Here is a 14258-nt window from a genome sequence, read left to right as displayed (position 1 = left end):
TTCGGTACCGGAACCGAACCGGAACCGGAATGGGGGGAATTCGGGGGGAATAGCGGTTCCGGTACGTCGTTTGTTCTCACCCTCCACAGGGCGACAAAGGCTTCCTACACACCGCTCATAACGGTCTGGTTGCAGGTTCGAGTCCTGCCGGGCCCACCATCAGTCCCCTTCCACCCATCGTAACAGCCCCGTCCTCGCGCTCCGTCGCGGCGGCGGACGTTTTTCGTGGGCCGATGACTGAACTATTCGGGCTGGTGGCCCGTTGCGTGAGTCCCAAGCCCTTGAGGGACAAGCTGATCATGAAGAAATTGACCATCGCTGCCTGCGCTCTGGCGCTCTCTTCGTTCACTCTGGCGCAGATGGCGGATTCTGCCGAAGCACGCAGTCGCCACAAGCGCATGTCGACCACCAAGAGCATGAGCCCCAGCAACACCGGCGGGCGTGGCGCCACTTCGTCGGCCGCTGGCGGCAACTCGTCGTCGCCCTCACAGCCGGGCGCTCGCGGCAGCGCTGGCGGCGGCAACAATTCGAACTGAAGCTCGCTCGCACAAGCCGACCGGCCCGCTGGCTGAGATGTCGGCGGGCCTTCTTTTTGGCGAGAGCCGGTCAGCCCTCAAAACCTTTTGCCGGCTTTAGCGTTGCCGGCTGCAATTCAGGAGGACATCATGCTTATGGGCGGTCTTTTGTGGCTCATCGGCATCCCGATCCCGGTGATCCTGCTCATTTGGTTCTTCTTTCTCCGCGGTCGCTGACCCGATCGCGCCGGAGCCTCGCATCAGGCGCTGCCAGCCTCTGACCATCTGAGCCTCGTTTTCAGGTCGCGCTTACTGCGCCTCTGCTGCATCAAAGCCGTGAAAGCGGCTCTGTTCTGCGAGGGTGCTGCGACCTATTGATAGCGATCTTGCTACCGCATGAGGATGGAGAGGCGCCCTGTACGGGTAAGGCTCTGCCTTGCGAAGCAGGCGCAAACGCTGACCAGCGCGGTTACATGAGCGAGCGAAAAGGCGGCCCGGCTTCAAAGCCGAAGGGCTGCCGAAAATCAGATCGATGGGCTGGCGGAGGGAGCGGGATTCGAACCCGCGATACGGTTTCCCGTATACACACTTTCCAGGCGTGCGCCTTCAACCACTCGGCCACCCCTCCAGGCCCGCACATCAGCGCGGGCGGCGTCCTGTAACCCGCTGCGGCCACAGCTGGCAAGGCGCTCGAAGCGTGTCGGGTGGGTTCTCTGCCGATGGACGTCCAGCGCGACCCGCATCGCCTTGGCGATCCTCAGATTTGCCGCTTTCCCAGGACATCGAGCCGGTTGCGAACGCAGGCGTGAGCCGGCGGCATCGGGGATGGACGGCTGGTGATCCGCTTCGACAACGTCACGAAGATCTATCGCACTAACGGGCAGAAGCGGACGATTCTCGAAAAGGTCTCGTTCACGCTGCGGCCGGGAACGAGCTACGGCATCATCGGGATCAACGGCGCGGGCAAGTCGACGACGATGCGCCTGATCGCCGGAACCGAGGAACCGACCAAGGGCAAGGTGCATAGGGGCCTGCGCGTGTCCTGGCCGCTCGGCTTCGCTGGTGGGTTCCATCCGCTGATGACGGGGCGCGACAACGTCATCTTTGTGGCGCGCATCTACGGCGAGGATCCGCGCCGCGTGCTCGAATTCGTCGAGGATTTCTCCGAGCTCGGCAGCTACCTCGACGTGCCGATCAAGACTTACTCCTCTGGCATGGGCGCGCGGCTCGCCTACGGCATGAGCATGGCCATCCCGTTCGATTGCTATCTGATCGACGAAACTCTCGCGGTCGGCGATGGCCGCTTCCAGAAGCGCTGCGCGGAGGTGTTCAACGCCCGCCGCGAGACGGCCGACGTGATTCTGATCTCGCACGACATGGAGACGATCCGCTCGTACTGCTCGGAGGTGATCATCCTCGTGGGCGGCCGCGCGATCATCTACGACGACGTGAACGAGGCGATCGAGGTGTATCGGCGCCTCAACACCTGAGGGCTTCGCGAAAGCGGCCCGACGGACACGGTTTCGCCGTGCCCGTAAGTCAGATGAGCGATCCGAGATAGGCGGAGACGGGGGTCTGCACCCCGACCGCGGGTGAACCACACGGACCAACAGGCCTATGACCGTCGAGATCCGCACTCCGCAGGGCCAGGCTCTCACCACGGCAGACCGCTCGAACGCCGTGGCGGAATCGTTGCGGCAGATGGCGCGCGCCTCGCGCTTCGCGGACCGCAACAAGGGCATCCGGTCCTACCACAGCCACGTCAAGAGCGACCCGCTACTGCCGTTCCTGTTCGTGGCGATCTGCCTCGTGCCGACCCTGCTCGGCGCGCTGTATTTCGGCGTCATCGCCTCGGATCGCTACGTCACCGAGGCGCGGTTCGCCATCCGGCCCGCTGTCGGGGGCACGGAGAAGGCATCCTCGGACGAGGTCGGCACCGGTAACGGCGTGCCCAAGCAGCTCATCGCCCAGGACACCATCATCACCTCGAACTACATCAACAGCCGTCCGATGATCGAGGCGATCGAGCGACAGATGCCGCTGCGGGAAATCTTCTCGCGCGACAGCATCGACTGGCTGTCGCGCTTCAATCCCGAGAAGCCGATCGAGAAGCTCGTCAAATACTGGGGCGAGCGGGTTCAAACCAAGATCGAAACAGGCTCCGGCATCATCACCCTGCATGTCGAGGCGTTCGACCCGCACGAATCCCTGGCGCTCGCGCAAGCCGTGATGAGGGAGAGCGAGCGGAAGGTGAACGAGCTCTCGCAGAAACTGCGTGACGATGGGCTCGCGGAGAGTCAGCGCGAGCTCGTGCGTGCCGAGGAGCGGATGAACAAGGTACGCTTCGCCATGCGCGACCTGCGCAACCGGGAAGGCGTGCTCGACGCGGCGAAGACCAACGACGCCAACCTCAAGGTCATCAGTGAGCTTCGCAAGGTGCGGATCGAGCAGGAGGTCCAGCTCGCCATGTCGCTGCGCGACCTCGCGCCTGAGACGCGCCGCATCCAGGACATGAAGGCGCAGATCAAGAACCTCGACGAGAATATCGAGAAGCTCGAGCGTGAGGCCACCAGCATGGATCCCGCCAAGCGGCGCGTGCTGTCGGCGGCCCTGGCGCAGTTCGAGGCCTACGAGAACGAGAGCAAGGACGCGGAGAAGTATTTCGCGAAGGTTCTCTCCGCGAATGAGCGGGCGCGGATCGTGGCGGCCCGCCAGCTCGAATTCTTCAGCCCCATCGTCGAACCGATCCTCGCGGAATCGTCGACGGAGCCGCGCCGCACACTGATGATCAGCCTGATCGCTGCGGGTTCGCTCGCTGCCTTCGCGCTTGCCGTGATCTTCCGCAAATACGCGAACTGACCCGGCGCCTCACCGGATGGCACTGGGTGGAAGCCGCGTCGGCGGAGCGGCGTCGGGATCTGTCGCGGGCACCGGGGTGGCAGTGGGGGGCGTATCGTCTGCCGCGAGGGCGTGTCCGGTCGCGACCGGGGCAGCCGCCCGACCGGCGCTTGCGGTGCCGCCGGTCCAGCCTTGCGCACGCCAGTCCTGCGCGCGCTCGTCGAGGTCGATCGCGCCGCTCTTCTGCAGCAGGCTCATCACCCGGTCTGCGCGATCGTCACCAGCGCGAACGGTAACAAGGGTCCCGCCGCGGCGCACGCCTTCCGCGTAGGTCTCGGCATCCGAATGACTCAGGCCCGCCCCGGTCAGGGCACCCAGCAGGCCGCCGGCCGCCGCGCCGACGCCTGCGCCCGTGACCGCCGCGACCAGCCAGCCCGCCGCCACGACCGGCCCGACACCAGGTATCGCGAGCATGCCGAGGCCTGCGAGGAGGCCTGCTCCGCCGCCGAGGACCGTGCCCACCGTCGCGCCGGCACCGGCACCGTCAGCGGCGTCGCTCTCGTGATGGGTGGCATGCGCCGCCGGCGGCAGGCGGCCGAGATGGCGCTCGCCCTCGTTACTCGCGACGATCGAGATGTCGCCGTGCGGAACGCCCTCCGCCTCGATCCGGTCGACCGCTTTCACGGCCTCCTCGTAATCGTCGAACAGGGCGGTGATGGCGCGTGAGGCCATGGCTCGGCTCCTCGAATGCATGTCCGTGAAGGCGTCCGGCAGCCCGGCCAGACTTGAATGCCGGTTCAAGCCATCGCCTCGCGATCGGGTTCCAGAGCAGCCCGGATCCCGCCGTTAACGGAGCGCTAACCATGCACCCGGCAAATCTTGCCGGGTGCACCGGTGTGGCGATGCGCACCGCGCTTTCAGGCAGTCGGGACGATCATGAGCGAGACCGCGAGCGCCGCGCCCGGCGCCGGTGCCGGCATCTCGGGCCTCGGCAGCCTGTCTCTGCCGACCCGCGCGGACCTACAGGCGCTCGGCAAGCGCACGGACCTTTTCTTCGCGACCGCAGTGCTCGGCATCCTCACGGTGCTGATCTTTCCGCTGCCGGCCGTGCTGCTCGACCTGCTGCTGGCAGTGTCGATCATCATGTCCGTGCTGATCATGATGACGGGACTGTTCATCGACAACCCGCTCGAATTCACGGTCTTCCCGACGCTGCTGCTCGTCGCGACCCTTCTGCGACTGGCCCTGAACCTCGCCTCGACCCGCCTCATCCTCGGGCATGGCCACGAGGGCACCGCAGCGGCCGGACACGTCATCGAGGCCTTCGGGCATTTCGTGATGGGTGGGAATTTCGTGATCGGGATCATCGTCTTCGCGATCCTGATCATCGTGAACTTCGTGGTGATCACGAAGGGCTCGGGCCGCATCGCCGAGGTCGCCGCCCGCTTCACCCTCGACGCCATGCCGGGCAAGCAGATGGCAATTGACGCCGACCTCTCCGCTGGCCTGATCGACGAGAAAGCCGCCAAGGCGCGGCGTGCCGCGCTGGAGGAGGAATCCTCCTTTTTCGGCGCCATGGACGGTGCCTCGAAATTCGTGCGCGGCGATGCCATCGCAGCCCTGCTGATCACCGGCATCAACGTGGTCGGCGGCATCATCATCGGAGTCGCGCAGCAAGGGCTCGCTTTCGGCGCCGCCGCCAAGACCTACACGCTGCTCACCATCGGCGACGGCCTCGCGTCCCAGGTCCCGGCGCTGATCGTCTCGACGGCGGCGGGTATTCTGGTGTCGAAGGCCGGTGTGCGCGGCTCAGCCGACAAGGCGCTCGGGAAGCAGCTCGCCAACTATCCGAAGGCGCTCGGCATGTCGGCTGGCGTGATGGGGCTGATCGCCCTGCTGCCCGGCATGCCGATGCTACCCTTCGCACTGCTCGGCGGCGCCGCGGGCTATGCCGCCTGGAAGATCGCCCGGGACAACAAGAACGCCCCCGCGGCCCTCGACGAGGCCGGGAAGGCCGTCGACGGCAAGGCAGGCACCGCGCCCGCCGAAGAGACGGTCACCGACCTGCTCAAGCTCGACGACCTCAAGCTGGAGATGGGCTACGCGCTCCTCGCCCTGGTCAACGGTGAGGGCCAGGACCGCCTCACCGACCAGATCAAGGCCCTGCGCCGCCAGCTCGCGGCCGAGCTCGGCTTCGTCATGCCGTCGGTACGCATCCTCGACAACGTGGCGCTGGAGGCCAACGCCTACGTTGTGCGCGTCAAGGAGATCGAGGCCGGTACCGGTCAGGTCTTCCCGGGCCAGTTCATGGCGATGGACCCGATGGGCGGCCAGGTTCAGCTTCCCGGCCAGCACATGCAGGAGCCGACCTTCGGCCTGCCGGCGACATGGATCGACGCGTCCCTGCGCGATCAGGCCCAGCTCAAGGGCTACACCGTGGTCGATGCGGCCACCGTGATTTCGACGCATCTGACAGAGACCATCAAGGCGCACGTCTCCGAGCTTCTGAACCACGTTGAAGTCCAGAAGCTCCTCAAGGAACTCTCCAAGGAGCACGGCGAGCTGTTGAAGGAGGTCGTGCCTTCGCAGATCGCCACCACCGGCATTCAACGCGTGCTGCAACTCCTGCTGGCCGAGCGGGTCTCGATCCGCGATCTCGGCTCCATCGTCGAGGGCATCGCCGAGGTTGCCGGCCACGTGAAGAACCCGCGCGACATCGTCGAGCACGTCCGCGCTCGCCTCGGGCGTCAGATCTGCGCACAGTATCAAGGGCCAGACGGAACGCTGCCGATCATCACCCTGTCGCCGGCCTGGGAGCAGGCCTTCCTCGAGTCGATCGTCGGGGAGCGCGAGGAGCGCTACCTCGCGATGCAGCCGTCCAAACTCTCGGATTTCGTCAACGCGGTACGCGACCGCTTCGAGCAGGCTGCCCGGATGGGCGAGATGCCAGTGCTCGTCACTTCCGTCCAATCACGGCCCTTCGTACGCTCGATCATCGAGCGCTTCCGTCGCGAGACGCCGGTGATGAGTCAGGCGGAGATCCACGCGCGGGCGCGGCTGAGGACGGTGGGGTCGGTCTGAGCGGCAGGCCGCCGCGTCACTCCGACAGGATCGCCACGCAGGAGAAGGCACCGGCGAGAAGCAGATTTCCGGCGACGAGAAGCGAGATCACGGTCATGGCGGTCCTCTTCGGCGTAAGGCCAAGCTAAACTCTGCCGTCAACGCCCATAGTCGAGGTTGGTTGCCGGGGACGCGGTGACGTTCGGCACGGGGCGCCACGCCGCCGTTAACCGCGATTCACGATGTTTCGAACGGTCGGGCGGTTTTCGTTGCGCCGACCGGATTAATCGACAGCTCCGCACGTTCATGCTCTGAAAGTATAAACTTTGTCACATTGCGTCTTCGCTAAGCTATTTGCGCCGATTTACTAAATAGGAACGCAAAAATAGACAAGATAGTCGCCTCAATCGATCATGGCGACAGCATCAACGCCGGGTCTGAGCTGCAATCATTCGGTCCATGTCGACGAATCTCGCGTTTCAATTGGAGAGCCAGGCGCCGCCCGTAAGCGATGGCCTGCGTCCGATCCCGGACGGGGGACTCGACGAGGCGATCCCCGTGCTCCGGCGCGGCTTCCCCGATCGGGACCGCAGGTTCTGGGAACGGGGCTTCGCCCGCCTCGGCGCCGCGCGGCGATCCGGTCCGTTGGGCTACCTGCTCCGCTCGCGCGGCGAGGATGTCGGCGTCCTGCTGACCTTCCGCAGCGAGCGCCTCGGCCGCGAGGGCCGTACCGCGACCGTCAACCTCGCGGGATGGTACGTTGCCCCCGGGCATCGCTGGCAGGCGCCGATGATGCTGCGCCGGGTCGTCACGGAGCGCGAGACGGTCTTCACCGATCTGACGCCGTCGACCTCGGTCGAGCGGCTCAACACGGCGCTCGGCTTCGAGACCTGCAACGAGGGCCGAGTCGTCACCTTCCTTCCGCCCTGGGCGGCGTTGCCTTCGCCCTCCGGCGCCGGCGTCGTCGGGCTGAACCATCCAGCGGCCGCGCAGGTCGCCGAGGGCGATCTCCTGGAGCGGCACGAGGCCTTGGGCTGCGTCGCCGCCGTGCTCCGCGAGGGCGACCGGGTGTCGCCGCTGCTGTTCCGGGTGGCGCCCCGCATGGGCATCCGTCACGCCAACCTGATCTACGCCGACAGCCGCCAGGGGGTGCTCGCGAACCGCGCCGCCATCGCCCGCTTCCTCGTCGCGCGCGGCGTCCTCGCGCTCACGGTCGACGGGGACCGGGCGGATTGCCCGCGCGGCAGCCTCTTCCGCACAGGCCGTTGCCGCTTCCGCAAGGGCGGCCTCGACCGTGACCGGATCGACTACGCCTTCTCCGAACTCGTGCTGCTCGACCTCGATACCTGATCCCGAAGAGGAGTCCCCCGCTTGCAATCCCAGTCACCGATCGCGATCCGGCAGACGATCCTCGGCTTCATGGCGAGCCGTTTTCCGGCGGCCCATGCCGGCGGGATCGCCGACGACACTCCGCTCCTGACCACCGGCGCGCTCGATTCCCTCGGCGTGCTCGACCTGATGATGTTCCTCGACGAGACCTATGCCATCGGCCTCGACGACGGCGATTTCGACGCCGACAACCTCGCGACGCTCGGCCGGCTCGTCGGCTTCGTCGCACGCAAGCGCGCGGCCTGATCGCGCGATGTACCTGCTCCACCACCTGCTCGGACCGCGCCCCGACGATGCGGGCCGGACGGCGCTCGTCGAGGGCGAACGGGCCGTGACGCATGCGGAGCTGCGCCCCGAGGCCCATGCCTGCGCGGCACGCCTGCGCGCCGCGGGAATCCGGCGGGGGGACCGCGTCGCGATCCTGCTGCCGAAATGCATCGCGGAATGCGCGGCGATCTTCGGCGTGAGCCATGCGGGCGCGGTGTTCGTTCCCGTCAATCCGCTGCTGAAACCGGCTCAGGTCCGCCACATCCTGGCCGATTGCGGCGCCCGCGTCCTGATTACCGACCGAGCCGGCCTGTCCGCCCTGGGCGACGCCCTCGACGGCCTGCACGACCTTGCGACCGCGCTTCTCGTCGAGGAGGCCGAGGTCGGTGCGGTCGAACCGCCGGCCGATACGGCCCTCGGCGAGGATCTCGCGGCGATCCTCTACACCTCGGGCTCCACCGGCACGCCCAAGGGCGTGATGCTGAGCCACCGCAACCTGCTCGCCGGTAGCCGGATCGTCGCGAACTATCTCTCGATCACCGGCAGCGATCGCATCCTGTCCCTGCTGCCGTTCAGCTTCGACTATGGATTGAACCAGTTGCTCACCGCCGTTCAGGAGCGGGCGGTGCTGGTGCTCGCAGGGTTTCGGCTCGGCAACGACATCGTCGATCTCCTGGCGCGCCACCGCATCACGGGACTCGCCGGCGTTCCGACGATCTGGACGATCCTGGCGCGGGCCACGCCCCGCTTCGCGACGACGCCGCTGCCGGACCTGCGCTACGTCACCAATTCCGGCGGTGCCCTGCCCACCGACATCGTCGCGCGCCTGGGCCGGCAATGGCCGCGGACGGACGTGGTGCTGATGTACGGGCTCACCGAGGCATTCCGGTCGACCTACCTGCCGCCGGACGAGGTCGGGCGCCGTCCCGGCTCGATCGGCCGGGCGATCCCCGAATGCGAGGTCTTCGCGGTGACGCCGGACGGGCGCCGCGCGGCGCCCGGCGAGCCCGGCATCCTCGTGCATCGCGGGCCGACGGTCTCGCTCGGCTACTGGAACCGGCCGGAGGAAACGGCCCGGGTGCTGCGGCCCGATCCCCTCTACGCCCCCGCGCAGGGCGGCGGCCTCGTCTGCTATTCGGGCGACCTCGTGGTCGAGGACGAGGACGGCTACTTCACCTTCGTCGGCCGCGACGACGCGATGATCAAGTCGGCCGGCTACCGCATCAGCCCCTCCGAGGTCGAGGAGGCCCTCATGGCGACCAAGGCCCTGCGCCAGGTCGCGGTGATCGGGTTGCCGGACGCGATCCTCGGCCAGCGTGTCCACGCGGTCGCCGTAGCGGGGGAGGGCGCCCTCGACGTTCCCGCCGTGCTGCTGGCGGCGGGCGAGCGCCTCGCCGCCTACATGGTTCCGCGCAGCCTGGAATGCGTGGCAGCTTTGCCGGTGACGCCGAACGGCAAGGTCGATTACAAGCGTCTGGTCGCGGAGAGGAACGCGGCGGACAGGATCATGGATGCCGCAGCCTGACGGCCCCGCACCGGCCGAACAGCTCGCCGACCTCTTCGGCTCCGTCGCGGGCGAGCTCGCGGTGGGCGGCGTTCCGCTATCCGCGCTCGCCGAGCACCACGGCACCCCGCTCTACGTCTACGACGCCGAGCGCATGCGGCGCATCTTCCGCGCCCTGAGCGAGGCCGTCGCGGGCTTCGCGGACATCTACTACTCCATCAAGGCGAACCCGAACCCGGCCGTCGCGCGGGTCTTCGTGAGAGAGGGCGCTGGGCTCGAGATCGCCTCGGCGGCGGAGTACCTCGCCGCGTGCGCGGCCGGCGCCGCGTCGGAGCGCATCCTGTTCGCGGGGCCGGGCAAGCGGCTGGACGAACTCGCGTTCGTCATCGAGCGCGGCATCGGCGAGATCCATCTCGAAAGCCACGAGGAGATCGCCCGCGTCGCCGCGATCGGGCAGGGCCTCGGCGTCACGGTGCCGGTGGCGCTGCGCATCAATCCCTCGGCCGCTGCCCAGGGCGGGGCGATGCGGATGGGCGGCAAGCCCTCACCCTTCGGCTTCGACGAGGAGGAGATCAAGGCCGTCATTGAGGCGGTGACGGCGCATCCGGCCCTGCGCCTCACCGGCATCCACCTCTTCGCCGGAACACAGATCCTGGATGCCGACGTCCTCGCCGGTCAGTGGGGGCATGGGCTGCAGCTCGCATCACGAGCCGCACGGCATCTCGGCCAGCCGCTGGAGACGATCGACCTCGGAGGCGGGCTCGGCATCCCGTATTTTCAGGGCGAGACCGCGCTGGACCTCGGCCGGCTGAGGGAGCGCGTCGACCACCTCGCCGCCTATCTGCGCGACGACCCCCTGATCCGCGACGCGCGCGTGCTGATCGAGCCGGGCCGCTTCCTCGTTGGACCCGCTGGGCTCTATGCGGGGCAGGTGCTCGCCTCGAAGATGTCGCGCGGCACGCGCTTCCTCGTGATCGACGGCGGCATGCACCACCATCTCGCCGCCTCGGGCAATCTCGGCCAGGTGATAAAGCGCGACTTTCCGATCGTCGCCGCCGCTCCGGCCGGTCGCGAGGCCTCGCCCTGCACCTTGGTCGGCCCGCTCTGCACGCCGCTCGATACCCTGGCCCGGCAAGCCGCGCTGCCGGACCTGCACGCGGGCGAGTTGGTCGCGATCCTGCAATCTGGTGCCTACGGCCTCACTGCAAGCCCGATCGGCTTTCTCAGCCATCCGACCCCGGCAGAAGTGCTGGTGGACCGAGGGAGCGTCACGCTGATCCGGCCGCGAGGGACTTTCGAGGCACCGATCGCATCGGTCGTGACGTCTCGGTGAAGCTCGGGCCGTGTCCACCGTGGTGGTCGGGCGAAGCTGAAGCGATCCGGGATCCACACTCGTCCCCTCAGATCGTTGGCCCAGGATGGCTTTGCGGCGCCCGCGATGGCGGTGAGCATAGGCTTTATGTCTTGACATATTTCCTATTATATGATTTTGTGCCTGTACCGGTTTCCCGAACCGTCGGGGGAGCGCCGCAGGGTTGAGGGCGGTGCTTGTGGGAGGTCGGGCGATGCCCGCGTCGGTGATCTCACCCATCGCCGCCCCGGGCGGAGCTTCGACGCAAGCTCGTCCTGGCAGGGCGGGGTTCGGCGAGGAAATGCGCCGGGCTTTGGCCGACCCTGGCTCGGCGACACCGAGATGCTGTCGGCGGCGTCCACTAGGAGGCGTCGCGCACGGAAGGAGGTGCCACGCAACTTCCTCGGGATGGGGGCGTCCTGCGAGATGGGCGCCCGGCACCGGGGCGTGTTGAGCGACAGGTCGAAGGCTCCGGAGAGCATCGTGACGCAAAACCGGCCCGCGCCGCTCACAACGGCGCGGAACCGCGGGACGCCGGGGAAGCGGATGTGTTTGTGATCACTGCGCGCCGTGAGGTTCCACGGCGTCCCGCGTCACCCCCTCATCGGGGTGTGGTCTTAGGCCATGCCCCCGGCGGAGCACCGCGCGGGGACGATGACGCGCATCTTGACACGCCGCGTCATTCCCTGGCGTGTGAGCCGAACCCGGACTGACCGCGGTCATCAAGCGGTGAGGCTAGGGAAACGTGTTGGGAGAACGATCGTGAAGGCGCTATGAGCGCGGCCAGCCAACAGTCGGAGTATGCAGCGAGCCATGATCCTCGAAATCGCACAGATCGACGTCAAGGCCGGCTCCGAGGCTCAGTTCGAGGCCGGCATCGAGCAGGCGGCTGCGATCTTCAAGGCGGCGAACGGCTGCCGCAGCTTCCAGGTCCGCCGCTCCGTCGAGAAGCCGCAGCGCTACCGGCTGCTCATCGAGTGGGACACGCTCGAGGCTCACACCAAGGATTTCACCGGCTCGCAGCCGTGGAAGGACTACCGGGCGCTGGTCTCCGACACCTTCGAAAGCCCGCCCCATGTCGAACATACGGAGCTGACGCTGCGGGCGTTCTGAGTGCGCAACGGCCAGGGCGGGCGTGACACCCCGAGCCTGCCTCGGCTACGACAATCGGTATGAGCCTGTCACGCCCCCTCCGAATTGGTACCCGCGGCAGCCCGATGGCGCTGGCCCAGACCGGCATGGTCCGCGACAGGATCGTTGCGGCCAATCCGGGACTGGAGACCGAGATCGTCGTGGTCTCCACCGTGGCGGACCGGATCCTCGACCGGCCGCTCTCGGAGATCGGCGGCAAGGGACTGTTCACGAAGGAGCTGGAACAGGCCCTCTTCGCCAACGAGGTCGACGTCGCCGTCCACTCCATGAAGGACGTCGAGACCTGGCTGCCGGACGGCCTCGTCATCGCCTGCATCCTTGAGCGCGACGATCCGCGCGACGCCTTCCTCTCCGCCAACGGAGCCAACGGATTCGCCGATCTGCCGGCCGGATCACGGGTCGGCACTTCCTCACTGCGGCGGGGCGCGCAGGTGCTGATGAAGCGGCCGGATCTCAAGATCGTGCCACTGCGCGGCAACGCCAACACCCGTATGCGCAAGCTCGAAGCGGGCGAGTGCGACGCGACTCTGCTCGCGCTCGCCGGGCTTCAGCGGCTGGGCATGGAGGATGTCGCGCGCAGCGTGCTCTCCGTCGAGGAGATGCTGCCGGCGGTGGCGCAGGGAGCGCTCGGCATCGAGACGCGGGCCGGCCACGACGCCATCCGTGCGCTGCTGCAGCCCATCGCATGCGCCAAGGCCACCACGGCTCTCGATGCAGAGCGCGCCCTACTGGCCGAGCTCGACGGCTCCTGCCGCACGCCGATCGCAGCCCTTGCCCGCATCGAGGGCGACCGGCTCAGCCTCGACGGGCTGCTATTCCTTCCGGACGGCAGCCAGCATTGGGCTGTGACCCGCGAGGGCCCTGCCAGCGACGCCGCCGCGATCGGCCGGGAGGCGGGGGCCGAGCTGAAGCGCGCCGCAGGCAACACGTATTTCGAGCATCTGAAGTAGGATGCAGACCGGCTCGGCGCCGGGAACGACCCTTACCTGAAGCTGCGATCAGCGGCGGTCGTATCTGGAGGCCGCATCGCGCGGCCCCTCGGCGTGAGGGGCGTTGCGACTGTCCCATGATGGGGCCGGCCGCGTCACGCCACGCTGCGCTCGATCTCCTCCTCGTCGCAAATGACGCCCGAGACACCGGCAAACTCGGCCTTCGTGGCGTAGCTGGCGGCGCCGACAGGCGCCCCGGCAAGATTGGGTGCGAAGGCTCCCAGAAACGAGCGCATGACGTGGCCGACGCCGGCATCGGTGATGGTGCGCAGGTCGTCGTTGAAATAGCGCCCGGCCGGGCCGCTGCCGGTAATGATCTCGTAGGAGGGGAAGTAGACCGTGGCGGGATCGGCGCCATCGCAGACTTCGCCGGCCGCAGCCCGCAGTACTGCTTTCGAGTAGCCGTTCGATTCGAGCACGTGTCTGTCACGGTAGGTTGCGATCATCGGCACGGGTGAGACCGTGATGATCACCCGCGAGGCCGGGTTGACCGAGCGAAGCCGGGCCAGGAAGCCTCGCAGGTCCTCGGCGATCTCGCCGGCGCCAGCGGTCACGCAGGCATAGAGCGCCGGATCGAACACGCCCCCCGCGACGCCCGGCGCAAGCGGCAGCGCGGCCCCGTCGGCGGGGTAGCGCCAGCCCTCGTTGAGACCGAGAGTCAGCACGAAGACGTCGAGGGTTTCGAACAGGGTGCGGACTTGAGCCAGATGGACGTCGCGCGCCGCGATCACCTCCGCCTCGCTCGCGAAACCCGCCGGCTCGATGGTCGGGCGGAACGGGTCGACCCAGCGCCCATCCTGCCGCTGCCAAGCCGTCAGTTCGGGTTGGAACGTGCCGTAGGCCCGGTCGAAGAGCTGAACCAGCTGGCGGGTGTAGTAGATGTTGCCGTAGCGGGCCGAGTAGGTGCCGAACTGGCGCGCCTCCGCCTCGGCCCGCGGCGTTCCCTCGGGCGCGGTCTCGGTGACGTAGTAGTTGAAGCCGGCCTCGCGCAGCGCCTCGGCGACGCGTTGGGCGAAGCACGAGCCGGCGGTGGCGACCCGGTCCTCGCGCCGGATCGCGAAGGCCGTCTTTGGCCGCGGATCGACCGCGAAGGGCGGCACGCCGGCCACGGCCTTGCGCCAGAATCGCTCGGCCGGTAGATCGCTGTAAGGGTTCGTCGCCACGATCGACCCGTCTCCATCATCCGGAACGTC

General features: G+C 67.7%; 12 protein-coding genes and 1 tRNA gene. 10 read left to right on the top strand and 3 right to left on the bottom strand.

All coding sequences use genetic code 11. The annotated features are described in order from the left end of the window. The first annotated feature begins 299 nt into the window (after positions 1 to 299). Positions 300 to 536, top strand: coding sequence for a hypothetical protein (locus MGN01_RS03405; protein ID WP_147045154.1), 237 nt, complete (start codon positions 300 to 302; stop codon positions 534 to 536). 517 nt (positions 537 to 1053) lie between these two features. Here the strand turns inward: MGN01_RS03405 and MGN01_RS03400 are convergent. Next, positions 1054 to 1143 (bottom strand) — tRNA-Ser (locus tag MGN01_RS03400). A 208-nt stretch (positions 1144 to 1351) separates the two neighbouring features. Between MGN01_RS03400 and MGN01_RS03395 the strand changes: the two genes are divergently transcribed. Both MGN01_RS03395 and MGN01_RS03390 read left to right on the top strand, forming a co-directional pair. Continuing rightward, a complete protein-coding gene (locus MGN01_RS03395) occupies positions 1352 to 2005 on the top strand; it encodes an ABC transporter ATP-binding protein (RefSeq protein ID WP_147045153.1) in 654 nt (217 codons plus the stop codon). A 127-nt stretch (positions 2006 to 2132) separates the two neighbouring features. After that, on the top strand, positions 2133 to 3374 hold the full coding sequence (locus MGN01_RS03390; RefSeq protein WP_147045152.1) for a KpsE/RkpR family capsule polysaccharide export protein: 1242 nt from the start codon (positions 2133 to 2135) through the stop codon (positions 3372 to 3374). 9 nt (positions 3375 to 3383) lie between these two features. On the opposite strand, the gene MGN01_RS03385 is transcribed toward MGN01_RS03390, so the two are convergent. Then, positions 3384 to 4085, bottom strand: coding sequence for a hypothetical protein (locus MGN01_RS03385; RefSeq protein WP_147045151.1), 702 nt, complete (start codon positions 4083 to 4085; stop codon positions 3384 to 3386). Between the two features lie 204 nt (positions 4086 to 4289). Here MGN01_RS03385 and flhA point away from each other — a divergent pair, with 204 nt between their 5' ends. From flhA to hemC, 7 genes are all read left to right on the top strand, one after another. Further along, a complete protein-coding gene (gene flhA, locus MGN01_RS03380; protein WP_147045150.1) occupies positions 4290 to 6434 on the top strand; it encodes a flagellar biosynthesis protein FlhA in 2145 nt (714 codons plus the stop codon). A 438-nt stretch (positions 6435 to 6872) separates the two neighbouring features. Beyond that, positions 6873 to 7763, top strand: coding sequence for a hypothetical protein (locus MGN01_RS03375; protein WP_147045149.1), 891 nt, complete (start codon positions 6873 to 6875; stop codon positions 7761 to 7763). Positions 7764 to 7784: 21 nt separating this feature from the next. Further along, positions 7785 to 8048 carry an acyl carrier protein gene (locus MGN01_RS03370; RefSeq protein ID WP_238258176.1) on the top strand — a complete coding sequence of 88 codons (264 nt, stop codon included), beginning with the start codon at positions 7785 to 7787 and terminating at the stop codon, positions 8046 to 8048. A gap of 7 nt (positions 8049 to 8055) precedes the next feature. Next, the gene (locus tag MGN01_RS03365) at positions 8056 to 9594 is read left to right on the top strand and encodes an AMP-binding protein (RefSeq protein WP_147045148.1); all 1539 of its coding nucleotides are present in this window, start codon (positions 8056 to 8058) and stop codon (positions 9592 to 9594) included. Next, the gene (locus MGN01_RS03360) at positions 9581 to 10906 is read left to right on the top strand and encodes a type III PLP-dependent enzyme (protein ID WP_147045147.1); all 1326 of its coding nucleotides are present in this window, start codon (positions 9581 to 9583) and stop codon (positions 10904 to 10906) included. The genes MGN01_RS03365 and MGN01_RS03360 overlap by 14 nt, the downstream gene beginning before the upstream one ends. 831 nt (positions 10907 to 11737) lie before the next feature. Then, on the top strand, positions 11738 to 12037 hold the full coding sequence (locus MGN01_RS03355) for an antibiotic biosynthesis monooxygenase family protein (protein ID WP_147045146.1): 300 nt from the start codon (positions 11738 to 11740) through the stop codon (positions 12035 to 12037). A 59-nt stretch (positions 12038 to 12096) separates the two neighbouring features. After that, on the top strand, positions 12097 to 13026 hold the full coding sequence (gene hemC / locus MGN01_RS03350; RefSeq protein WP_147045145.1) for a hydroxymethylbilane synthase: 930 nt from the start codon (positions 12097 to 12099) through the stop codon (positions 13024 to 13026). 134 nt (positions 13027 to 13160) lie between these two features. On the opposite strand, the gene MGN01_RS03345 is transcribed toward hemC, so the two are convergent. Next, positions 13161 to 14228, bottom strand: coding sequence for a GSCFA domain-containing protein (locus MGN01_RS03345; RefSeq protein WP_147045286.1), 1068 nt, complete (start codon positions 14226 to 14228; stop codon positions 13161 to 13163). Positions 14229 to 14258: the final 30 nt, after the last annotated feature.

Origin of the sequence: Methylobacterium gnaphalii (assembly GCF_007992215.1) — a bacterium.
Lineage (GTDB): Bacteria > Pseudomonadota > Alphaproteobacteria > Rhizobiales > Beijerinckiaceae > Methylobacterium > Methylobacterium gnaphalii.
This window is presented reverse-complemented; position numbering and strand designations above follow the sequence as displayed.